Annotated in this window: 24 protein-coding genes; 12 read left to right on the top strand and 12 right to left on the bottom strand. The window is 36.1% G+C overall.

Annotation, left to right across the window (positions count from 1 at the left end):
* Positions 1 to 4: 4 nt before the first annotated feature.
* From rpsJ to GN105_RS05955, 6 genes are all read right to left on the bottom strand, one after another.
* A complete protein-coding gene (gene rpsJ / locus GN105_RS05980) occupies positions 5 to 313 on the bottom strand; it encodes a 30S ribosomal protein S10 (RefSeq protein WP_018279587.1) in 309 nt (102 codons plus the stop codon).
* A gap of 13 nt (positions 314 to 326) precedes the next feature.
* Positions 327 to 2,447 (bottom strand): elongation factor G, encoded by a 2,121-nt coding sequence (gene fusA / locus GN105_RS05975; protein WP_155284522.1) that lies wholly within the window; start codon positions 2,445 to 2,447, stop codon positions 327 to 329.
* A 3-nt stretch (positions 2,448 to 2,450) separates the two neighbouring features.
* On the bottom strand, positions 2,451 to 2,927 hold the full coding sequence (gene rpsG / locus GN105_RS05970) for a 30S ribosomal protein S7 (RefSeq protein WP_095896367.1): 477 nt from the start codon (positions 2,925 to 2,927) through the stop codon (positions 2,451 to 2,453).
* Positions 2,928 to 2,952: 25 nt separating this feature from the next.
* Positions 2,953 to 3,360, bottom strand: coding sequence for a 30S ribosomal protein S12 (gene rpsL, locus GN105_RS05965; protein ID WP_018279584.1), 408 nt, complete (start codon positions 3,358 to 3,360; stop codon positions 2,953 to 2,955).
* Positions 3,361 to 3,720: 360 nt separating this feature from the next.
* Complete coding sequence (locus GN105_RS05960) at positions 3,721 to 4,266, bottom strand: tyrosine-protein phosphatase (RefSeq protein WP_373279395.1); 546 nt, start codon at positions 4,264 to 4,266, stop codon at positions 3,721 to 3,723.
* A 59-nt stretch (positions 4,267 to 4,325) separates the two neighbouring features.
* Positions 4,326 to 5,198 (bottom strand): bile acid:sodium symporter family protein, encoded by an 873-nt coding sequence (locus GN105_RS05955; RefSeq protein ID WP_155284521.1) that lies wholly within the window; start codon positions 5,196 to 5,198, stop codon positions 4,326 to 4,328.
* A 195-nt stretch (positions 5,199 to 5,393) separates the two neighbouring features.
* Between GN105_RS05955 and GN105_RS05950 the strand changes: the two genes are divergently transcribed.
* Positions 5,394 to 6,338 carry a GSCFA domain-containing protein gene (locus GN105_RS05950; protein ID WP_155284520.1) on the top strand — a complete coding sequence of 315 codons (945 nt, stop codon included), beginning with the start codon at positions 5,394 to 5,396 and terminating at the stop codon, positions 6,336 to 6,338.
* A 39-nt stretch (positions 6,339 to 6,377) separates the two neighbouring features.
* Positions 6,378 to 7,112 carry a 23S rRNA (guanosine(2251)-2'-O)-methyltransferase RlmB gene (rlmB, locus tag GN105_RS05945; RefSeq protein WP_155284519.1) on the top strand — a complete coding sequence of 245 codons (735 nt, stop codon included), beginning with the start codon at positions 6,378 to 6,380 and terminating at the stop codon, positions 7,110 to 7,112.
* A 19-nt stretch (positions 7,113 to 7,131) separates the two neighbouring features.
* Here rlmB and dgt read toward each other — a convergent pair whose 3' ends face one another.
* The 4 genes from dgt to GN105_RS05925 all read right to left on the bottom strand — a co-directional run bounded on the left by dgt (position 7,132) and on the right by GN105_RS05925 (position 9,765).
* Complete coding sequence (gene dgt, locus GN105_RS05940) at positions 7,132 to 8,469, bottom strand: dGTP triphosphohydrolase (protein ID WP_155284518.1); 1,338 nt, start codon at positions 8,467 to 8,469, stop codon at positions 7,132 to 7,134.
* Between the two features lie 23 nt (positions 8,470 to 8,492).
* On the bottom strand, positions 8,493 to 8,717 hold the full coding sequence (yidD, locus tag GN105_RS05935; RefSeq protein WP_155284517.1) for a membrane protein insertion efficiency factor YidD: 225 nt from the start codon (positions 8,715 to 8,717) through the stop codon (positions 8,493 to 8,495).
* Between the two features lie 67 nt (positions 8,718 to 8,784).
* The gene (locus GN105_RS05930; protein WP_155284516.1) at positions 8,785 to 8,925 is read right to left on the bottom strand and encodes a hypothetical protein; all 141 of its coding nucleotides are present in this window, start codon (positions 8,923 to 8,925) and stop codon (positions 8,785 to 8,787) included.
* Between the two features lie 33 nt (positions 8,926 to 8,958).
* Positions 8,959 to 9,765 carry an enoyl-ACP reductase FabI gene (locus GN105_RS05925; protein ID WP_155284515.1) on the bottom strand — a complete coding sequence of 269 codons (807 nt, stop codon included), beginning with the start codon at positions 9,763 to 9,765 and terminating at the stop codon, positions 8,959 to 8,961.
* A 306-nt stretch (positions 9,766 to 10,071) separates the two neighbouring features.
* Between GN105_RS05925 and GN105_RS05920 the strand changes: the two genes are divergently transcribed.
* Positions 10,072 to 11,016 carry an NAD-dependent epimerase/dehydratase family protein gene (locus GN105_RS05920; protein WP_155284514.1) on the top strand — a complete coding sequence of 315 codons (945 nt, stop codon included), beginning with the start codon at positions 10,072 to 10,074 and terminating at the stop codon, positions 11,014 to 11,016.
* Between the two features lie 90 nt (positions 11,017 to 11,106).
* The gene (gene recF, locus GN105_RS05915) at positions 11,107 to 12,189 is read left to right on the top strand and encodes a DNA replication/repair protein RecF (RefSeq protein ID WP_155284513.1); all 1,083 of its coding nucleotides are present in this window, start codon (positions 11,107 to 11,109) and stop codon (positions 12,187 to 12,189) included.
* Between the two features lie 3 nt (positions 12,190 to 12,192).
* On the opposite strand, the gene GN105_RS05910 is transcribed toward recF, so the two are convergent.
* A complete protein-coding gene (locus GN105_RS05910) occupies positions 12,193 to 12,432 on the bottom strand; it encodes a hypothetical protein (RefSeq protein WP_155284512.1) in 240 nt (79 codons plus the stop codon).
* Between the two features lie 2 nt (positions 12,433 to 12,434).
* Positions 12,435 to 12,704, bottom strand: a complete 270-nt coding sequence (locus tag GN105_RS05905) for a Sec-independent protein translocase subunit TatA/TatB (protein ID WP_155284511.1) — start codon at positions 12,702 to 12,704, stop codon at positions 12,435 to 12,437.
* A 187-nt stretch (positions 12,705 to 12,891) separates the two neighbouring features.
* On the opposite strand from GN105_RS05905, the gene GN105_RS05900 reads away from it, so the two are divergent.
* The 8 genes from GN105_RS05900 to GN105_RS05865 all read left to right on the top strand — a co-directional run bounded on the left by GN105_RS05900 (position 12,892) and on the right by GN105_RS05865 (position 23,797).
* Positions 12,892 to 14,199, top strand: coding sequence for an NAD-dependent succinate-semialdehyde dehydrogenase (locus tag GN105_RS05900; protein WP_155284510.1), 1,308 nt, complete (start codon positions 12,892 to 12,894; stop codon positions 14,197 to 14,199).
* A 69-nt stretch (positions 14,200 to 14,268) separates the two neighbouring features.
* Positions 14,269 to 15,699 (top strand): asparagine--tRNA ligase, encoded by a 1,431-nt coding sequence (asnS, locus tag GN105_RS05895; protein ID WP_095896356.1) that lies wholly within the window; start codon positions 14,269 to 14,271, stop codon positions 15,697 to 15,699.
* Between the two features lie 388 nt (positions 15,700 to 16,087).
* The gene (locus GN105_RS05890; protein ID WP_155284509.1) at positions 16,088 to 16,696 is read left to right on the top strand and encodes an outer membrane beta-barrel protein; all 609 of its coding nucleotides are present in this window, start codon (positions 16,088 to 16,090) and stop codon (positions 16,694 to 16,696) included.
* Positions 16,697 to 17,450: 754 nt separating this feature from the next.
* Positions 17,451 to 19,817, top strand: a complete 2,367-nt coding sequence (locus GN105_RS05885; protein ID WP_155284508.1) for a TonB-dependent receptor — start codon at positions 17,451 to 17,453, stop codon at positions 19,815 to 19,817.
* A gap of 3 nt (positions 19,818 to 19,820) precedes the next feature.
* On the top strand, positions 19,821 to 20,720 hold the full coding sequence (locus tag GN105_RS05880; protein ID WP_155284507.1) for a DUF4249 family protein: 900 nt from the start codon (positions 19,821 to 19,823) through the stop codon (positions 20,718 to 20,720).
* A 4-nt stretch (positions 20,721 to 20,724) separates the two neighbouring features.
* Positions 20,725 to 21,714, top strand: a complete 990-nt coding sequence (locus tag GN105_RS05875; RefSeq protein WP_155284506.1) for a glycosyltransferase family 2 protein — start codon at positions 20,725 to 20,727, stop codon at positions 21,712 to 21,714.
* Positions 21,715 to 21,760: 46 nt separating this feature from the next.
* On the top strand, positions 21,761 to 22,627 hold the full coding sequence (locus tag GN105_RS05870) for an OmpA family protein (RefSeq protein WP_155284505.1): 867 nt from the start codon (positions 21,761 to 21,763) through the stop codon (positions 22,625 to 22,627).
* A 213-nt stretch (positions 22,628 to 22,840) separates the two neighbouring features.
* On the top strand, positions 22,841 to 23,797 hold the full coding sequence (locus GN105_RS05865; protein ID WP_155284504.1) for a PhoH family protein: 957 nt from the start codon (positions 22,841 to 22,843) through the stop codon (positions 23,795 to 23,797).

Below are 23,797 nucleotides of genomic sequence, written 5' to 3'. Positions count from 1 at the left end.
ATTATCACACTTTAATTTCAACTTCCACTCCACTTGGCAACTCCAGTTTCATCAAAGCATCAATAGTTTTTGATGAAGAACTGTAGATGTCGAGAAGACGTTTGTGAGAGCTTAACTGAAACTGCTCACGAGCCTTCTTGTTTACGTGAGGAGAACGCAACACAGTAAATATTTTTTTGTGAGTTGGTAACGGAATAGGTCCCGTTACTACTGCTCCTGTTGCCTTCACCGTTTTTACAATCTTCTCAGCTGACTTATCAACCAAATTATGATCATAAGATTTTAATTTTATTCTGATTTTTTGACTGCTCATTTTTTATAAAAAATTAGTTGCCTTTTGCTTTTTTAATTACTTCCTCAGCTATGTTTGAAGGTGTTTCAGCATAGTGAGAGAACTCCATTGTTGAAGTAGCACGCCCTGATGAAAGTGTTCTAAGGGTTGTTACATATCCAAACATTTCTGATAAAGGAACATTTGCTTTAATTACTTTAGCACCGTTTCTGTCTCCCATATCATTTACTTGACCGCGACGACGATTCAAATCCCCAACAATATCACCCATATTTTCTTCTGGAGTTATTACTTCCAACTTCATTATAGGTTCCATCAATACGGCTTTCGCTGCACGAGCTGCTTCTTTGTACCCTAACTTAGCAGCCAATTCAAATGACAATGAATCAGAGTCAACCGCGTGGAATGAACCATCCACTAAAGTAACTTTCATTGAATCCATCTCAAATCCTGCCAAAGGACCATTTTTCATAGCTTCTTTAAATCCTTTTTCTACGGAAGGAATATATTCTTTCGGGATATTACCACCTTTGATTTCATTAATGAATTCAAGTCCCACTTTTCCTTCCTCAGCAGGCTCCATACGGAACACAATATCAGCAAATTTACCACGCCCACCAGATTGTTTTTTATAAACTTCTCTGTGTTCAGCTACTGCAGTCAATGCCTCTTTGTACTCTACTTGAGGTTCTCCTTGGTTTACTTCAACTTTAAATTCACGTTTCAAACGGTCAACGATGATATCTAAGTGAAGCTCTCCCATTCCTGAAATAATTGTTTGCCCTGAAGCTTGATCTGTTTTAACTTGGAAAGTTGGATCTTCCTCAGCTAATTTAGCCAAAGCCATACCCATTTTATCCACGTCAGCTTTCGTTTTTGGCTCAATAGCAATACCAATTACCGGATCAGGGAATATCATTGATTCAAGTACGATTGGATGTTTTTCATCGCAAAGAGTATCTCCCGTTTTGATATCTTTAAAACCTACCGCTGCTCCAATATCTCCTGCCTCAATATACTCAATTGGATTTTGTTTGTTAGCATGCATCTGATAGATACGAGAAATACGCTCCTTGTTTCCTGAACGCGTATTAAGTACGTAAGAACCTGCATCCAAGTGACCAGAATAAGCACGGAAGAAAGCCAAACGACCTACATAAGGATCTGTTGCAATTTTAAATGCTAAAGCTGCAAAAGGCTCAGAAACAGAAGGTTTTCTAGCAATATCCGCTCCAGTATCAGGATCTGTACCCTCAATAGCTTCTTTATCCAAAGGCGAAGGTAAGTAACGACAAACCGCATCCAACATAAACTGAACTCCTTTGTTTTTGAAAGAAGATCCGCAAACCATCGGAATAATTGCCATATCCATAACAGCAGCTCTTAAAGCTTTATGAATTTCTTCCTCTGTAATAGAGTTTTCATCCTCCATAAATTTCTCCAAAAGCCCTTCATCATATCCTGCCACTTCTTCAATAAGGTGAGCACGATACTCGTGAACTTCGTCTTTCATTTCTGCAGGAATTTCTACAACGTCAAAAGTAGCTCCTTGCGTTTCTTCGTGCCATACGATAGCACGGTTTTTAATCAAATCCACAACACCTTTAAAGTCCGCTTCGTCTCCGATAGGAAGCACGATAGGCACTGCGTTTGACTTCAACATATCTTTAACTTGGTTACAAACATTCAAGAAGTTTGCACCTTGTCTATCCATTTTATTTACAAACCCGATACGTGGTACTTTGTAATTATCAGCCAAACGCCAGTTAGTTTCTGACTGAGGCTCTACACCATCTACTGCCGAAAACAAGAACACTAATCCGTCCAATACACGCAATGAACGATTTACCTCAACGGTAAAATCCACGTGACCGGGAGTATCGATGATATTGAAGTGGTACTCTTTGGCATCAGCTGTGGGTTTTCCTTGTTCTGTTGGAAAATTCCAAACACAAGTAGTCGCAGCTGACTGAATAGTAATACCACGTTCTGCTTCTTGCTCCATCCAGTCCATTGTTGAAGCTCCATCGTGAACCTCTCCCAACTTGTGCGTTTTTCCTGTATAGAAAAGAATACGCTCAGTAGTGGTTGTTTTTCCTGCATCAATATGTGCAGCAATACCGATATTTCTTGTATATTTTAAGTCTCTTGCCATACACTAAAATCTAAAATGTGAAAATGCTTTATTTGCTTCTGCCATTTTGTGCGTATCCATTCTTTTCTTAACAGCAGCTCCTTCTTCTTTAGCCGCCGACAAAATCTCTCCCGCCAATTTTTGAGCCATTGATTTTTCATTACGCTTACGAGCATAACCAATAAGCCACTTCATAGCCATTGACACTTTACGGTCAGGTCTGATTTGCATAGGAATTTGAAAAGTTGCTCCACCTACACGGCGAGAACGCACTTCAACGTGTGGCATTACGTTTGTCAAAGCATCTTTCCACACTTCCAAAGCCGATTTTTCATCATTATTTTTCTTTTGCTCCACAATATCAAGAGCATCATAAAATACTTTAAAAGCCACTGACTTTTTACCGTCCCACATTAGGTTGTTAACAAAACGTGTTACCAACTGATCATTAAATTTCGGATCTGGTAAAAGAGGTCTCTTTTTAGCCTGTCTTTTTCTCATTTCTTCTCGTTAAAAGATTTTTTTATTACTTTTTCCCTTTTGCTGGCGCAGCTGCTTGCCCTGGTTTTGGACGTTTAGCTCCGTATTTAGAACGTCTTTGCGTTCTTCCTGCTACCCCCGCCGTGTCTAACGCACCACGAACGATATGGTAACGAACACCTGGTAAATCTTTTACCCTTCCACCTCGTACCAATACTATCGAGTGCTCTTGGAGGTTGTGCCCTTCTCCCGGAATGTAAGCATTCACTTCATTGCCATTTGTCAAACGAACACGGGCAACTTTACGCATTGCCGAATTTGGTTTTTTCGGCGTTGTTGTGTAAACACGCGTACACACCCCTCTTCGTTGAGGACACGAATCCAAAGCAACCGATTTACTCTTCTTGGTAATTCTGGTTCTTCCTTTTCGTACTAATTGTGAAATTGTTGGCATAATTTAATTTACAATATTATTTACTTAAAATTAATTTACTTCATTTTAACCAGGTTTCTCTCTAAAAACCTCATTTGCAAACTCAGAACTTCTTTCTCCCACTCCATAATTTGCGGGTGCAAAAGTATAGTTTTATTTTGAAAACAACAAGAAATCAAGATGTTAATAAGATATTAATTTTCAACTCAGTCAAATCATAAAATCACACTCAAAAATTTAAAACACTAAACATCAAACAATTAAACTCAAAAACAAGAGTTTCTTAAAAAACATTTTTGTTACATATATCACAAAATTTTTCTTGACGCTTTCGAATTTTACAGTTATTCAACAAGCTACATCTCTTTGTTTGTACTTAATTTAATGGACTCCCAATATTTTTTTAACCTCGTTTACAGTTTTTTCTGTTAGGAGCCTATCCAAATTCCTCCAAATACTGTGATATCCAAAAGGTCCTTGTTGCATTTCTTTTTTGGCTTGTTCGATACTCCAATTATGGTAAACAACACGATACATCGCCACCATAATTCCCGTGCGGTCGGCTCCGTGATAACAATGCACCAATACAGCTCCTTTTTGTTGATGCTTCTTGATATTTGATAGCACATTTGCTATGTCTTTCGCCTTGATTCTCCAAGTTAGTAACGGAATGTTTATCAGAGTCATATCGCTTCCTTTATTAAAAACTTTACGATTTCCGCTACGTGTAAAGTATCGCAGATTTATAATTGTTTTTATTGGAGTTTTTTCTATGGTTTGTTTATCTTCTTCTCTTAATTGCTCACTGCGATAGAGTTTATCATCCACCTTATAAAGATTGGCTTCTGCACTGATTAACTCTACTTGATTTTGAGAAAAAAGTGACAAGAAACACAAAAAAAATGCGATTGATAAATTCAATTTAATTTTCATCATCTGACTTTTAAGAATTTTACTTTCTATCTTTTTAAAAATTTTAAATCTGTTTATCTGTTGTACTTTGCTCTCATCACGATGAAAGCAAAAATTAATGTAGTAAAAAAGGAAAACATCGCGAAAACAAGAGCTGGTTTCGCCATTTCCACACTTTGAATAAGCCCCGCCACATAAATAGCAAGAACAGTATTTTGTAACCCTACCTCTATACCAATTGTAGCAGATTGTGTATTCGTAATATGAAAAATCTTTTTGCAAACCACATAACTCAAAATCATCGAGCTCAAATGCATAACCAAAGCATAAGGAAATATTCTTAAGATTTCATCAAGAACAATTCCTGTCCCTCCTGACTCTGTATCTGCAAAAAATTTAATCATAAAAACCAACCCAAGTAAGATTGTGTTAATAATCTTTAGAGGAATCTTGATTCTCGCTGTCACATCCGGAAAATAACGATTAAATACCAAACCCAAAAAAGCGGGAATTATAGTAATTTTGCTGACCTCCCAAAAAGTATCTGCCATTGACAGAGAAAACTCCGAAGATGTACCCATAAATAACGATATGGCTACATTGGCTAAAGTAGGAATTGTGAGCAAAATCAAAATACTATTTATTGTTGTTAAAGCCACTGCCAAAGCTGTATCCGCATTAACCAAATAAGAAATAAAGTTAGATGTTGTGCCACCGGGACAAATAGCTACAATGATTAAACCTACCTTTAGCTCGGGAGATAAGTCGGCAAAATAAGCTATTAAAAATGCTAAAATTGGCAAAAACACCATTTGAGCTATCAAACCTATATTAAACGCTTTCGACTTTTTAAAAATATTCTCAAAGTCACTAAAACGTAAAGAACTACCTATGGCAAAGGTAATTAGCATCAAAACTGCTGACATCAAATGATTTATCAAATCCATCTTTCCTTCTTAAAAATTACTCATAACTCATCTTGCTTATTATCACAAGAAAACAATCGCCGAAGTTACACATTTTTTTCATATTCGCGTTCACTTTCACTCTTTTTAACTTGAAAAAAATAAAATCAAGTAAAAAAGCAATAATCCGCGTATTAACCGAAAATTTCATACTTTTGCCACAAATTACCTTTCAGAATGGATTTCAGAACTATCGTTCCCGTAAAACAATCAGACTTCAAAATCAGTTATAATGACAGAATTTTGAGTGTCGGGTCGTGTTTTTCGGTGAACATCTCCAAAAAACTGAAATATTATAATTTTCAAACAGTTACAAATCCCTTTGGAATTCTTTTCCATCCTTTAGCAATTGAAAAATTAATTGAGAAAACATTAAAAAATAGTCTTTTCAATAAAGATGACTTCTTCAAACACAATGACTTATGGCATTCGTTTGACTTACATTCCGAGCTTAGCCAAATCACATTAGACGAAGCAATAAGTGTAGCAAATCAAAAAATCGGAGAGTTCAGAAATGCATTGCAAAACTCTGATTTTATGTTTATTACACTGGGAACATCTTGGGTATATACACATACAAGCGGAAATATTGTAGCCAATTGTCATAAAGTTCCACAGACGCATTTCTCAAAAAAATTGCTTTCTGTCAAAGAAATTGAAAAAAGTATTCAAAACACTGTAAATCAAGTAAAAAATATAAATTCCAAAATAAAGATTATATACACAATTTCACCCATTAGGCACTTGAAAGATGGTTTTGTTGAAAATCAAATAAGTAAAGCACACTTAATCACCGGATTACATTCTGTCTTATCACAGAATACTGAAATAGAATATTTTCCGTCGTACGAAATTTTGTTAGATGAATTACGAGATTACCGTTTTTATGCGGAAGATATGCTGCATCCGTCAGAATTTGCAATCGAATATATTTGGGAACGATTTATGGAAACGTACATCAGTGAAGAATGTTTTTCTGATATGAAGCAAATAGATTCTATACAAAAAGGACTGAAACACAGAGTTTTTAATCCGGAAAGTGAGCAATCCAAGATTTTTCAAGAAAAATTAACTGAAAAAATAAACAAAATCATCGAAAAGTATCCTTTTATGAGTTTTTAGTAACAAAACAACACTTTATTATCTTCAAATTTAAAAACTATGGAAAAAGAATATCAAATTTTTGGCATTCGTGCCGTTATAGAAGCTATTTCAGCAGGAAAAACAATTGACAAAATTTTCATCCAAAAGGGGCTGAAAAGTCCTCTTTTTCAGGAATTACAAACATTGTTAAAGGAAGAACAAATTGCTGTTTCTTACGTTCCTGTTGAAAAACTTAACCGATTAACGAAAAAAAATCATCAAGGCGTTGTGGCGAATCTTTCTCCCGTAGCATATCACGATTTTGAAAATCTTGTTATAAGCACGATTGAAAGCGGGAGCAATCCTCTATTTCTTGTATTAGACCATCTTTCGGATGTTCGCAATTTTGGAGCCATTATTCGTACAGCCGAATGTACGGGCGTTTCAGGAATCGTTATCCCTAAAAAAGGAAGCGTTTCAATCACTGCAGACACTGTAAAAACCTCAGCAGGAGCAGTTTTCAAAGTTCCTGTCTGTAAAGTTGATAACCTGAAAGATGCCGTGTATTATCTTCAAGGAAGCGGAATCAAAACCGTTGTTGCCACTGAAAAAACAGACAAACTCTTGTACGAAGTTTCGATGACTGAGCCTTTGGCAATCATAATGGGTGCTGAGGACATTGGCGTATCTCCTGCATTAATCAAACTTGCCGACGATAAAGCTAAACTCCCTATGATTGGTGAAATCAGCTCGCTAAACGTATCGGTTGCTTGTGGTGTTTTCTTATATGAAGTGATGCGACAACGAATTTAGTGCAAACACACAAAACAACTTACAACTTACCTAAGGTTTTTAAGTGAATTTCAACGGCTTTGCTATCCGTTAAACTGGCAATGTAGCAAGTAACTCCCATAATTTTATCATAAAGAGATTCATCTTTTCTGTATTTTTCTGGAAGAATTTTGAGAATCAATTTATCAAAAGATGTGAGTTTTCCTTCATAATCATTTACCGCAGCCGTAAAGAAAACATCAAGTAAATTTTGAAGTACAACATAGCCTGATATTTCTTTTTCTACAACCTCGTCTGATTGGTAAATATGTGAAACACTTATACTTATAATATCCTCTATCTGCGGTTTGTACACACTTTGGCTCAACAATGAAGAATGAAACGTACCTTCGAGAATTTCCTCTTCGTGATTGATGAATATTTCGGTAGCTTCTTGAATAAGCGTTCCGATGGCGACAGCTCGTAAATAAGCTATACGTTCTTCCTTAGTTGATAACTTACTGTATTTATGAGAATTAATCCTTTCACTTATTAATTTACCGAGATATTCCAAAGCTAAATCTTCTGAAATAAGTCCTAAATTAATACCATCTTCAAAATCAATGATTGTATAACAAATATCGTCGGCGGCTTCTACCAAAAAAGCAAGCGGATGTCTTGCAAAACGCAAGTGATTATTTACTTCTGAATTGGATTTAAGTTGCAATTCCTGAGCTACTTTAGCAAAAAAATCTCTTTCTGATTGAAAAACACCATATTTTTTATCAGCAATATTTTTGGTAGGACGAAACGGAAGAGATTCTTTCGGATATTTCATAAACGCCCCGAGTGTGGCAAAAGAAAGACGCAATCCTCCTTCCACGCCAGGTCTTGACTCATTTAAAATACGAAAACCATTGGCATTTCCTTCAAAACTACACAAATCTTCATATTGCTTATCCGTTAGCAAATTCTTAATTGCTGCCCCTTTCTTATACTTAAAAAATTCTCCGATTGCCTTTTCTCCACTATGTCCAAAGGGCGGATTTCCAATGTCGTGTGCCACAGACGCTGCTGCCACAATAGCTCCAAAATCATTTGCTTGATATCCTAACTCTTCCAAACTTGGATATTTTTCCAAGAGATGACTTCCTACCGCACGCCCCAAACTTCTTCCTACAACGGAAACTTCCATACTGTGCGTAAGTCTTGTATGCACAAAACCAGTTTTAGATAAAGGTATTACCTGCGTTTTATCCTGCAAACTGCGAAAGGCACTCGAAAAAACAACACGGTCATAATCCGAATCAAAATTTGAACGTGTTGCGTCCTGTCCTTTTCTGAGACGTTTTTTCGTGTCTCCAAATCTGTTAAGCGATAGTAAGTTTTCCCAATTCATCAATTTTATAATAGATTTTAAGATTATGGCACAGGGTCATATCCACTTCCTCCCCAAGGATGACAGCTAAAAATCCGTTTTAATGCAAGCCTTCCTCCTTTAAAAAGTCCGTGCTTTTTCAAAGCTTCCAAAGCATATTGTGAACAAGTAGGTGTGTATCTGCAAGTAGGTGGTTTTAAAGGAGATATAAACAACTGATAAAAACGCACCAATAGTACAAAAGGAAGTATAAATATTTTTTTTAGCATACTAAACTATAAAACAATTAGGTAGTGAGTAATGGAAGAACAATGTCAAAAATTCACGGTTCACTACCTAAATAAATTTATAAGGGAAGTGATGCAAAAAGTATGATTCCTTAAAAAAAAGAACATTTCTGTCAGGCTGAGTAAAGTCGAAGCCTTGTAATAATAAGGCTTCGACTTCGCTCAGCCTGACAATCGAAACTATCATCATACTTTTTATAACACGACCTTTGTAAGAACAATCTTAGCTGAATCGCTCTATAACCTCCTGACTAACACCCGTATTTGAAAAACCTCCGTCGTGGAAAAGGTTTTGCATTGTAACTTTTCGGGTAAGATCAGAGAAAAGGCTCACGGTATAATCGGCACAATCCTGAGCTGTGGCATTGCCAAGTGGCGACATTTTTTCGGCATACGAAATGAATCCGTCAAAACCTTTAACTCCTTGTCCGGCAGTGGTTGGCGTTGGCGATTGTGAAATAGTGTTTACCCGTACTTTTTTATCTTTCCCAAAGAAATATCCAAAACTACGTGCAATTGATTCCAAATATGCTTTATTATCCGCCATATCATTGTAGTCAGGGAACGTTCGTTGTGCTGCCATATACGTAAGTGCCACAATGCTCCCCCACTCGTTCATTGCGTCGTTTTTATATAGAACCTGACAAACTTTATGGAAAGAAAGAGCCGAAACGTCCCAACCTTTTGCCGTAAAATCGTAATTTGATTCTGTATAAGGAATATTTTTTCGAACATTTACTGACATCCCAATGGAATGCAATACAAAATCCAACTTGCCTCCCAAAATTTCCATTGCTTTGGTTACCAAATTTTGCAAATCGTCCATATTGGTAGCATCGGCAGGAATAATTTCAGAACCCGTTTTTTCCGCCAATTTTTTGATTTGCCCCATTCGCATTGCAATAGGAGCATTTGTCAGCACAAACGTACCTCCTTCTTCGTGAACGCGTTCTGCCGTTTTCCAAGCTATTGAATTTTCATCTAATGCACCAAAGATGATTCCTCTTTTCCCTTTCAATAAATTATACATAATGATTATTTGTTTTATTTTGACAAAGGTACAAAAAAAGTTGAAAAACAGAAATACAAATTTTCTTACCATTTTGTTTTGTGATTATCTCCTAAGAATTAAAATAGCACCGCATAAGCATTTTTGGGCTCAGAACCTTACATTTTGATTTATTTATTCCCCTTGAATTTTTAATTGTCTCACACCTTAAAACTTTTTACGAATTTTATATTTTGGGATATAGAAAAATTATCAAATTATAAATTTCGGATTCATTTTTTTCATACCTTTGTGAAATCAAATTTTAACTAAACCAACATTAGAAAAATGACAAAAACAAAAGTATTGCTTACGGGAGCCGGAGGGCAGTTAGGCAGTGAACTAACAGAAGCCTTGGCACAGAAATTCGGAGGCGAAAACATCATTGCCACTGATATTAATGAAAAAGTTTCCGAAAAATTTTCATATTGTAATTTTGAAGTTTTAGATATTCAGGACGCTGCCAAATTAGAATATCTTGTTGAACGCTACCAAGTTACACAAATCTACCACTTAGCAGCACTTCTTTCGGCTGTGGGAGAAAAAAATCCGCTTTTTACTTGGAACCTCAATATGAACGGATTGCTCAACGTATTAGAAGTCGCCCGTAAAAAAAATTTGGATAGAGTGTATTGGCCTTCATCAATTGCTGCTTTTGGAGTAAATACCCCAAAACAAAACACTCCTCAAGAAACTGTAACTGAACCCAATACCGTTTACGGAATCACGAAAGTTTCAGGAGAATTATGGTGCCAGTATTACTTCCAAAAGTACGGCGTGGATGTTCGCAGTTTGCGTTATCCCGGTCTTATAGGCTACAAATCGTTACCAGGAGGTGGTACTACCGATTACGCTGTAGATATTTATCACAAAGCCATTGCGGGGGAAGAATTTTCTTGTTTTTTGAACGAAAATTCATACCTACCGATGATGTATATGCCTGATGCCATAAAAGCAACCATCAACCTGATGGACGCTCCGGAAGAGAAAATAAAGATTCGTACCTCTTATAATATTTCTGCTTTATCCTTCTCGCCGAAAGAAATTTATGAAAGCATCATAAAAATAATCCCAAATTTCAAAATCAAATACGAACCGGATTTCCGGCAAAAAATCGCTGACAGTTGGCCTGACAGCATTGACGACTCGGCAGCTCGTAACGATTGGGGCTGGTCGCACGATTTCTGTTTGGACAAAATGACGGAAGACATCATCAAAAACTTAAAAAGATAACTCGTAAGTTTCACATATATTTATTAACGAGCTATAAGTAAGGCACTTGCAAAGTATTACTTATAGCTCTACCTTGTACGCCAAAAAACTATGTTTCTAAAAAAACTCTCAATTGTAAATTACAAAAACATTCCTTCAAAAGATTTTCTTTTTGAAGCAAACATCAATTGCTTTATCGGGAACAACGGTGTAGGGAAAACCAATCTGCTTGATGCTATTTACCATTTGGGAGTCGGCAAAGGTTACTTCAATTCGTCTGCAACGCAAAGCATTCGGCACGGAGAAGAATTTTACGTGATTGACGGACTTTTTGAAAGTCAAATGCGTGAAGAACAGATTGTTTGCAGCATAAAACGCGGACAAAAAAAAATAATAAAATGTAACGGAAAAGCTTATGAACGGATGGCTGACCATCTTGGAAAATATCCTATGGTTATCATTTCTCCTGCTGACCAAGATTTAATTTTGGATGGAAGTGAAGTACGCCGAAAATTCTTGGATAACGTAATTTCGCAATCTGATGCGATGTATCTGGATAGGCTGATGAGTTACAACCGAACTCTTTTACAGCGAAACACTTTACTAAAACATTTTGCTGAAAATCATTTTTTTGATGCAGATACACTGTCAATTTATGATACTCAACTTTCCGAGCTTGGGCAATATATTTATGAGAAAAGAAAAGCGTTTATGAAAACCTTTTTGCCCATTTTTGAATACCAATACCAATACATTTCCGAAGGAAAAGAAAATGTAAATTTGACTTACGAAAGCTCTCTTCATCAAACAGATTTAGCAACTTTATTATCACAAAACATAAACAAAGACAAAACCTTACAATACACCTCTGCCGGCATTCACAAAGACGATTTACTTTTTGAAATAGAAGGATTCCCGATGAAAAAGTACGGAAGCCAAGGGCAACAAAAATCATTTTTAATTGCACTAAAATTATCTCAGTTTGAAATAATTAAAAAGCAATTAAAAGTTATTCCTATCTTTTTGTTAGATGATATTTTTGATAAATTAGATGACAATCGAGTAGCAAAATTGGTTTCATTAGTAACAGAAAAACACTTCGGGCAGTTATTCATTACCGACACACATCACGAACGTACTGAAAATGTAGTAAAACGCACTCATTTAAAGTACAAAATATTTCCAATAGAATGATTATCAATCTCCTATCTTTCTTACACCTTTAAGAAAAATCCATTTCACAAATAGTTTTTCTCCTCTATCCGTAGGAACTGCCGCAAAACGAGGTGAGACAATAATCGTTGCCAACCCAGAAATAAGAGAAGCAAACAAATGTTTTAATTCCGGAAGAAAATAGTTGATTCCGAGACGAATCGCAATAAAAATCACTCCGAAACAAACAAAATTAAACAAAAATGCCTTCGTTTTTGGTCTCATAATTATCGTTGTCTTTTTACTGTTCCTGTGATATTGGTTGCTTCGTCAATCTCTTCTTTTACTTTATCTATCTCTTTTTGAGTTTCTTCTATAAATGAAGTATCAATATTATTTTGTTCTGCACTCTTTTTGATTTCGGACTTGATTTCGTTGGTCGCATCACGAAGCTGACGCATTCCTTTCCCTAAGCCACGAGCTATCTCCGGAATTTTATCCGCCCCAAAAAGAATTAAAACCACAAAAAGTATAAAAAAAATCTCCGAAAACCCCATAATACTGAAAATATCTGCAAACCTACGTATTTTTTGTATATCTGACAAGAAGCAATGAAAAACTTTACCGAAAATCACACTCAACACATCAGATAAAACTTTTTACCGAAAAAACTTGTGCCGGCATCACTTTTCTTGTAGTTTTGCTAAATAATCCTGATTTCTACATTTTATTAAGTCATTATTTATGAATTACATAAACAAAGAAAAAGCCTTTTGGGTTGTTGAAGAGCTTCACGATTCATACCAAAAGTGGAGAAAGTGTACACTGCAAAAACGTATTGAAATAATTGAGGAAGTCCGAGACAAACTGCTTAAAAATACGGAGTTATATGCCCGAGCGATTACCTCAGATATGAACAAACCTATTTCGCAAGCCATTGCTGAGATAAAAAAATGTGCTTATTTGTGCGATTATTATATTGAAAATTCTGAAAATTTCTTGAAACCGCAGCAGATAAAAACCAAATGGACAGAAAGTTACATTACTTTTGAACCGATTGGAGTTTTGCTTGGGGTGATGCCTTGGAACTTTCCTTTTTGGCAAGTTTTTCGTTTTGTGATTCCGAATTTGATTTTAGGAAATATTTTTGTAGTAAAACACGCCTCAAACGTCCCAAAATCAGCGGATTTACTGGAAACCATTTTCAATTCCGACAAACTGAAATTTCCTATATACAAAAATCTGTTTTTAGAAAGTAAATTCGTTGCTGACATTATTGCTCACAAACACATTAAAGGAGTTTCTCTCACAGGTAGCGAACCCGCAGGAAGAGCCATCGCTCAATGTGCAGGGCAACATCTCAAAAAATCCGTGTTGGAACTTGGCGGAAGTGCGGCTTTTATCGTATGTGAAGATGCTGATTTAGAGTTAGCTGTATCAACTGCTGTTAATGCCCGTATGCAAAATGCAGGACAAAGCTGTATTGCTGCCAAACGTTTTCTTGTTCACGAAAATTTGAAAGAAAAATTCCTTTCTCTTTTCAAACTAAAAGTAGAGGCCTTGAAAAAGGGAGATAAATTCGATTTGAATACGGAAATAGGTGAAATGGCACGGGAAGACTTGGCTATTGAATTGGAAAAATTAGTAAATGAAAGTATCTCTCTGGGGGCAAAGCTCATCTGCGGAGGAAAACGTGAAGGTTCTTTTTATGAGCCTACGATTTTGTCAGAAGTCACTCCTGAAATGCCTGTTTTTAAAGAAGAAACCTTTGGTCCTGTCGCAGCTGTGACATTTTTCAAAACCTTTGATGAAGCTGTAACGTTGAGTAATTTATCGGATTTCGGTTTGGGAGTTTCAGTCTTTTCAAAAGATGTAGAGTTCATAAAATCACAAACTTACCGCTTTGAAGAAGGAGCTGTTTATATCAACGAAATGCTCATCAGCGACCCGCATTTACCTTTCGGCGGAGTGAAAAATTCAGGATACGGGCGTGAACTTTCTCAATTTGGAATGTATGAATTTGCTAACATCAAAACAGTAGTGATTAAGTAACAAATCTTTTTCCTATATTTGCAAAATAATTTATCACCGCAACAAAAAAGACAAACAAAGCATAAATGTATGTATATCAACATTAAAAATTTATTAAAAGAAGGTAAAACAACACAAGAAGTAACTTTAAAAGGTTGGGTGCGTACTTTCCGAAGCAATCGTTTTATTGCTTTGAATGACGGTTCAACTATCGAAAATGTGCAAGTAGTTGTAGATTTTGAAAACACCGATGAGGAAATTCTCAAACGCATCACAACAGGGGCTGCCATTGAAGTAAAAGGTACTGTTGTAGAAAGTCAAGGAAAAGGACAATCCATTGAAGTTCAAGCAACAGAAGTACATATTTTGGGAGATTCCAATCCGGAAGAATATCCAATTCAACCTAAAAAACACTCTTTTGAGTTTTTGCGTGAAAATGCTCACCTAAGGGTGCGAACCAATGTTTTCGGGGCTATTATGCGGGTGCGTTCGGTATTGGCATTCGCCATTCACGATTATTTCCAACAAAACGGATTTTTCTACGTGAACACACCTATCATCACAGGAAGCGACGCCGAAGGTGCGGGCGAAATGTTCCGTGTAACCACCTTAGATGCTAAAAATCCGCCACTTACCGAAGAAGGAAACGTTGATTTCAAAAAAGATTTCTTCGGAAGAGAAACGAATTTGACAGTTTCCGGACAGCTTGAAGGTGAAACCTTTGCAATGGCTTTGGGCAAAATCTACACATTTGGTCCTACTTTCCGTGCCGAAAATTCAAATACTTCTCGCCACTTGGCAGAATTCTGGATGATAGAGCCCGAAGTTGCCTTCCTCGACCTTGACGGAAATATGGATTTGGCGGAAGATTTCATCAAATATGTGCTGAAATACACCCTTGAGCGTTGCCGTGAAGACATCGAATTCCTGAACAATCGCTTCTTGGAGGAAGAAAAAACCAAACCACAAAACGAGCGTAGTTCGATGTCACTTATCGAAAAATTGGAGTTCGTTATCAACAACAATTTCAAACGTGTAAGTTACACTGAAGCTATTGATATTCTGAAAAACTCAAACCATAATAAAAAGAAAAAATTCCAATATCTTATCGAAGAATGGGGAGCAGATTTGCAAAGCGAACACGAACGATATTTGGTAGAAAAACATTTCCAAAGTCCTGTGATTCTGTTTGATTATCCTGCAAAAATCAAAGCGTTTTATATGCGTCTGAACGAGGATGGAAAAACGGTTCGTGCGATGGATATTCTCTTCCCAGGCATTGGCGAAATCGTGGGCGGTTCGCAACGTGAGGAACGCTACGACGTTTTGGTTGAAAAAATCAAAGCTATGGGCATCGACGAGAAGGAATTATGGTGGTATTTGGATTTACGTAAATTCGGTACGGCGGTACACAGTGGTTTTGGGCTTGGTTTTGAACGATTAGTGCTTTTTGCCACCGGAATGACCAACATTCGCGACGTAATTCCTTTCCCCCGAACGCCACAAAACGCCGAGTTCTAATACTTAAATTTGAGGGTTATACATTTGTTTTTTTATTTTTTACTGTCCGAGAAATTTATTTTTTTCGGGCAGTTTTTTTATCTCCCAAATACATTGAACAAAAAAATATTCTCGTTTCCATATCTGATTTACATTGATTAATTTAAACACTTCATCAGATTTGGTGGCGTTACAAGGAGCAAACACAACACTTTCAGGTTGGCAGTACACAACAATTTTATCTTTTAATTTTCTGTGAGACTTAAAACATCATATAATTCCTATATTCAAAATGAAATATTACTATTTCTTACATATTTTTTCATCAAATAAAATTTGCTTTTTTTAACTTTTATTTTTAATTTCGCCAAGATTTTTATTTAATAATTAACAACAAAAATATATAAATATGAAACGACTTTTAACAATTCTATTTTTAATGACATTAGGTGTTCTTAACGCACAATCATTCAGGTTTGGAACAAAGTTAGGCTATGTAAATTCAACTTTTAAGATGGAAGGTTTCAAATATATGAAGCTAACATCAAGTTCAAAATCAAATATTTACTTGGCAATTCAAGCTGAATATTTTTTCAATCAATATATTTCCGGACAAGCCGAATTTGCTATGGCAGGACTTGGAGCGAGAAACGTATTTGGAAGCATTGCAATAGATAAAGGAGACAATCACGAAGGATATTTCGATATAAATTTACACACTTACAGTCTTCCGCTTGGCATTAAGGTATATCCTGCAAGACGAGTTGCTTTACTCGGAGGACTGAATCTTGGATTTAATTTGATGGCAACCACGCAGATAGGCAAAGAGAAAATCAAACTTAACAATATCAAAACAGGCAATCACTCTTTATTTATAGGTGGAGAATGTCGTATTTTTAAAGATTTCTTCTTAGAAACAAGATATAACTTTGGGATAAGTGATATTTCCGAGTTTGCTCCAAGTATTATCAATAATTATTTTCAGTTAGGAATAGGATATTATTTTAAAAACCTATAAAAGTATAAAAAAGGCTACCTAAAAGGTAGTCTTTTTATGTTTTCAATGGACATTATCATCAATTTCAGAATTAAAAAGAAGATGTCAATGTCATATTTTTTGCCAAATAAAATTAAAAAACAATTATTACGATAATATTTTTCTTTCTTTGAAATCTCAAGAAGATTTTGATATCATATTTTTTGATGATTTTAATTAAAAACAGACCAAAAGGGCAATATTTTTCTTTCTTTGAAATCTCAGGAAGGTTTTGACATCATATTTTTTAGTAATTTAAATTGAAAACAGCTTATTAACACTCCTTTTTAATATGAATAATACTAAAAAAGAAGTAAAAATACAATATTTCACCTTCTTTTAAATCAAAAAGGCAATATCAACATCATATTTTTGAAATATTCCATCTAAAAAAGCATCAAAATATTCCTTTTCAATGCAAATCACACTAAAAAGTAGCAGAAAAAGCAACATATCCCGATTGAAAAAAATTCAAAAGAAGGCCTCAACAACGCGTAATTGGTCGTTTTGAAAAATATTAAACATTTAAACAAAATCGGAATATATGAAAAAATATACATTATTGTAGTTATTGGCTATTCTCAATCAGCATCTGATGAAAAAATTATAAAAATTTAAGACATTTACTTCAATAAACAATTCCATTTAAAAAAAAGACATTCTTTTTATCAACAAAAAACATTTTAAGCAGTAAAATTAATAAATTAATGACTATCTTTGCGGGAAATTAATTTCTATGAAGCGAATAATCTTTTATATATTCTTTTTTTATGCTTTGGCAATGTATTCCCAAAAGAAATACACAATCAGCGGCGTCATTTCCGATGCCTCAAATGGGGAGAAAATGCTTGGTGTGAATTTTATCGTCAAAGAAGGCAATACGGGAACTTATACCAATGAGTATGGTTTTTACTCCATCACACTGCCCGAAGGAAAATACACCCTTTTGGTGGAATTTATGGGCTTCGAATCAATCATTGACACCCTTGTATTGGACAAAAACATACGGAAAGACTATAAAATTTCACCCAAAGCCGTGGAATTAGACGTGGTGGAAGTTACTGCCAACATTTCGCAAAAAGCAAACATCAGGAAACCCGAAATGAGTACTGTAACCATTCCCATCGCTACGGTTAAAAAACTTCCCGTACTCATCGGAGAGGTGGACATCGTAAAGTCACTACTGCAACTCCCCGGTGTGAGCAATGCCGGCGAAGCCTCCTCAGGGTTTAACGTGCGTGGAGGCAGTGCTGACCAAAATCTGGTACTTTTGGACGAAGCCGTTATATTCAATTCCTCGCATCTGTTCGGATTTCTGAGCGTTTTCAATGCCGATGCGGTTCGTGATATGAAACTTTACAAAGGAGGAATTCCGGCACGATACGGCGGAAGGATTTCTTCCGTGTTGGATATTTATCAGAAAGAAGGCAATCGTAACAATTTCGGTATGACCGGCGGTATCGGCGTGCTTTCTTCCCGATTATTGGCAGAAGGTCCCATCATTAAAGATAAGGCTTCTTTTCTTTTCGGAGGAAGAGCCTCGTATGCTCATCTGTTTTTAAAACTCAGAAACAATGACAATACGGCATATTTTTATGATTTGAACACGAAACTTTCTTACCAACTTAATCAGAATAATACTTTTTATTTATCAGGATATTTCGGAAGAGATTTATTTGAGCTAAGCGATGTGGTTAAAAACGTATATGGAAATGCCCTGTTCAATTTACGTTGGAATCATATTTTTAACAGCCGTCTTTTCTCGAATCTGTCGCTTATTTTCAGTGATTACTATTATGGTTTCCGCCTTGACCCTATTGAGTTTCAGTGGGACTCAGGAATTAAGAACCTCAATTTGAAATACGACTTTAGAAACTACATTTCCGAGAAGTGGAAAGTTAGTTACGGAGTGCAAGGCTTGCTTTACAAGTTTATGCCCGGAAAATTATCGCCAACTACGCCCACTTCTTCCATAAAAGAACTTCAGCTTCCTAATAAATACGCCTTTGAAACAGGAATGTATATTGATTCCGAGCATAACTTGACGTCTTCACTTAGTGCTTCGTTTGGGCTTCGGTTAAGTTCTTTCTATCACTTAGGCAGTCGTTATATGCACGTTTACAAAGATGATGAAGCAGTGGTTTTCAATCGCGACCTACAAATTTATCAGGAAGCCACTCCCGTAGGTTCAACGTTTTATCATCGAGGAAAAATTATTGACCTGTTCAGCAATTTAGAACCGCGGTTTGCATTGGCATACGCCTTAAACGATGATAAATCCATCAAAGCGAGTTTTGCACGCACCTCGCAGTATTTGCATTTGATAACGAACACCTCTTCTCCTACCCCACTTGACGTTTGGGCTCCGAGCGACCGATTCTTAAAACCTCAGCGAGCCAATCAGTTTGCCGTAGGTTTTGCGAATAATTTTAAAGAAGACAAATACAGTTTGGAAGTTGAGGCTTATTACAAGTTTACCAAAAATCGTTTGGATTACATTGATGGGGCAAATCTCATTGCAAAAGAAGATATTGAGCGTGTTATATTGAATGGACACAGCCGTGCATACGGGTTGGAAGTATTACTCCGAAAAAATACGGGGAAATTAACCGGTTGGATAGCTTATACACTCTCCAAATCGGAGCAGCAAACCAAAGGACGCACTCCCGAAGAAATCGGCATTAATTACGGAAATTGGTACAATACTGCGTATGACAAACCTCACGACCTTTCTGTTACCGCTACATATGCATTGAATAAAAAATGGACTTTCGGAGCGATTTTCAATTATCAAACAGGTTTGCCTGCCAATTTTCCGGTCGGAAAATACCAATATCTGGGATTAACCATCCCCAATTACAGTGAGCGTAACGCGTACAGGCTCCCCCACTATCACCGTTTGGATTTATCGGCAACTTACACGCCCGCAAACAAAAACAAACGCTGCAAAAGCGAATGGAACTTTGGCATATACAACGTGTACAATCGTAAAAACGCTATTTCAATCTCCTTCAGAGAGAATGAAGAAACCAGAAAGAATGAAGCAGTGAAGCTTTCCATTTTCGGAATTGTTCCAAGTATAACCTATAACTTTACTTTTTAAGCTATGAAAAATTTTTTTTACATATTTCTGTGTCTTGCCACCTTGCTTGTTTCTTGTGAGGAAGTCATTGACTTATCTTTGGACACGCAACAAAAACAATTGGTAGTTGACGCCTACATCGATTGGAAAAAAGGAAACGAAAAAGCCTATCCCGTTGTTCATTTGAGCTACACCACAAATTATTACGAGCAAAATCCTTCGGAAAAAATCAGCGATGCCACCGTAAAAATATCAACAAATGACGGGGAAGTTTACATTTTAAAAGAAATCTTTCCGGAAGATTACAAAGATTTGTATATAAAAGATAAAGACTTAGTTGGGATTGCCTTTATTCCTTCCAAAGGAGGAAGTATCTATACGAACATAGATGGTATTATCCCCGCAATAGGAAAAGAATACATTTTGAGCATCGAACACAAAGGCAAAACATACATCGCCAAGGAAAAAATGCGGGAAGTTCCCGTGATAAATCCTGAAGAAATCACGCAAAAAGACAATGGCGGAATTTTCAAAAATAAAATCGAAGTGAAATTTCCTTTTAATGGCTTCCCAAATGAAGTAAATAACTATTTTGTGAGAATCAAAGACCATAACAAAGACGTTTTCATCAGTTTGGACGATAAACTCCTTGCCGACCAAAAATTCTTCTTTACTACAATCCTTATGGAGTTGGTTTTGAAAAAAGGATATGAAATAAAGGCTACACTTTTTCGTGTTTCTCCCCAATATCAGCAATTTGTTAATCTGCTGATAGCCAACACAACCAACAGCAGAAGAGAAGGCGGATTTACGATTCCTTCACGTGTATATGGCAACGTTGTAAACACAGAAAACCCAAAGGAAAATCCGTTGGGGGCTTTCCGCGTTTCGCAATACTCCAATATATCCTATGAAGTGAAGTAATACTATGAAAATAGCTGTCGTCATACTTAATTGGAACGGAAAACACCTGTTGGAAAAGTTTCTCCCTTCAGTGGTAAAGCATTCGGAAAGAGCTGATATTTATGTAATTGACAATGCTTCTTCTGATGATTCAATTGAGTATTTAAAATATAATTTCCCAAATGTTCAGGTTGTCAGAAATCCGTTAAATGGCGGATATGCTCAAGGATACAATTTAGGATTAGCAGAAATTTCCGCAGATGTGTACTGCTTGCTCAACTCGGATGTTGAAGTTACCGAAAATTGGCTACTTCCAATCATAAATATGTTCAAAAATCCTGAAATCGGGGCAATTCAGCCTAAAATTTTGGATTACAAAAACAAAAAAATGTTCGAATATGCAGGAGGAGCAGGCGGTTTTATTGATAAATATGGTTTTCCTTTCTGTCGCGGACGACTTTTTGATACTATTGAAGAGGATAATGGGCAATACAACAACCTAACGGATATTTTTTGGGCTTCGGGAGCTTGTTTTTTTATCCGTTCCGAAGTTTTTCACCGGCTAAAGGGCTTCGATGAAGATTTTTTTGCTCATCAAGAGGAAATAGATCTTTGTTGGAGGATTCATCATCTTGGCAAACGAATTGTTTTTTGTCCTGAAAGCGTTGTTTATCACGTTGGCGGTGCTACTCTTCCCGTAAATGACCCGAAAAAAATTTTTCTGAATTTCAGAAACGGACTGTTTATGCTTCTTAAAAATCTCCCACAAAAAATCTTATATAAAACACTGTGGGTCAGAATGTTTTTGGACGGAATTGCAGGAATTCGTTTTCTCCTACAAGGCAAAATTCAATTTACTTGGGCGATATTCAAAGCTCATATGAGTTTCTATCGTAACTTTTTCAAATTCAAAAAGAAAAGATTAAAATCCAATTTTTATTCATATTACATCACAAAATCAATCGTTTGGCTCTATTTTATCAAAAATAAAAAGCTATTTAGTGATTTTCATTGATTTTTTTAGTAACTTTGCAAACTAACAATTTATTAAACGTATAGAGATGAGAAGAATTTTTATTGCCGTTTCGTTGGTAAGCCTTTTGGCTACATCGTGCGTTTCTAAAAAGAAATACGCTGAATTAGAAGATAAACACAAACAAACAGAAGATTTATTGAATTCAGCAACAATGAAGTTGAATATCTGCTTGAAGGATTATGAAGGGTTGCAACATCAAATCGCAAGTCTTAAAAACCAAAATGATTTATTGAAAGAAAACAATCAGCAACTTATCAGCAATATGGGCAACCTTACTACATTAACCCAAAAAGGAGCTGAAAATCTTGAAAAATCATTGGAAAGCCTTCGAGAGAAAGATTTGACAATCAAAAATTTGCGAGATGCTGTAACGCGTCGCGACTCTGTTAACTTGGCTTTAGTTCAAAGCTTAAAAGGAGCTATCGGGAACTTGGACGACCAAGATATCGAAATAAAAGTAGAAAAAGGGGTTGTTTTTGTTAATATTTCTGACAAGTTATTGTTCAGCAGTGGAAGTTACGCTGTTACAAGCCGTGCCAAAGAAGTTTTAGGAAAAGTTGCTATGGTAGTGAAAAATAAACCTGATTTTGAGTTTATGGTTGAAGGACATACTGATAATGTTCCCTTTAAAGCAAATAGTGCAATCAAAGATAATTGGGATTTGAGCGTACTTAGAGCTACCGCAGTTGTTCGTATTTTACAAAACGATTTCGGTGTTAGTCCGGCACGTATGACGGCAGCAGGACGCAGTGAATACGTACCCGTAACAACCAACGGAACCAAAGAAGGGAAAGCTCAAAACAGAAGAACTCGCATTGTGGTACTTCCAAAACTTGATCAATTCTACAATATGATTGAACAAGGAATGAAAGACCCTGCAATTAATAATTAATTTCATTAAATATTTACAAAAAAAGTAGCCAAGATACAAAACTTAGCTACTTTTTTTATTTTAAGTATCTTCCATACTTCAGCATTTAAATTTTCTTAATCAATATCCAAAATAAAAAGAGCTTTTCTCTTGCAAATGAGCGTTTTTTTTTATAAAATTGCACTGTTTTAATTAACAACATTACATTATTCGATTCACAAAAACTAAAAAACTTTGAACGAAATTACTTTAGAACTTACAGAAATAAGTCCTCAACTCTTTTTCGGCGAAGGAGAAGCCAATATAAAACAAATCAAAGCCCATTTTCCCAAACTGAAAATTGTGGCACGAGGAAATAGCATTCGTGCTTTTGGAGAAGAAGAACATCTGAAAGATTTTGAAAAAAAAATTGAACAACTAATCAATTTCTGTACGAAATATAACCGATTAGATGTACAATCAATCGATGGCATTTTGAATTCGAACGGAGAAGATGCTCAGGTAAATCAAAAAAACGACAAAGACATTATTCTTCACGGGGTAAGCGGAAAAATCATTCGCCCACAAACAAAAAACCAAATCAAATTGGTTGAGTTAATGAAGAAAAACGATATGATTTTTGCGGTGGGACCTGCGGGAACCGGCAAAACGTATGTAGGAGTAGCTTTAGCGGTTAAAGCCCTGAAGGAAAAACAAGTAAAACGCATTATTTTGACACGTCCTGCTGTGGAGGCCGGTGAAAATTTAGGTTTTTTACCAGGGGATTTAAAAGAAAAGTTAGACCCTTATATGCAGCCTCTTTATGATGCCCTTCGGGATATGATTCCGTACGAGAAACTCTCCGGATTTATTGAAACAGGCGTAATCGAAATTGCTCCTTTGGCTTTTATGCGAGGACGCACGCTTGATAATGCTTTTGTAATTCTGGACGAAGCACAAAATACCACACACGCACAAATGAAGATGTTCTTGACCAGAATGGGGCGGAATGCTAAGTTTATGATAACGGGCGACCCCGGACAGATAGACCTTCCCCGCAGAGTTTCTTCCGGATTAAAAGAAGCTTTGCTTATTTTGCGAAATGTAAAAGGAATCGGGATTATTCACTTAGATGATAAAGACGTCGTACGGCATCCTTTGGTAAAAAACATCATCGAAGCCTACAAAAATATCGAAAATATGGAAGGATAA

The sequence above is a fragment of the Capnocytophaga felis genome, assembly GCF_009684755.1.
In the GTDB taxonomy this organism is placed as follows: Bacteria; Bacteroidota; Bacteroidia; order Flavobacteriales; family Flavobacteriaceae; genus Capnocytophaga; species Capnocytophaga felis.
The sequence above is the reverse complement of the archived record's forward strand: the minus strand, read 5'-3'. Positions and strand labels throughout refer to the sequence as shown.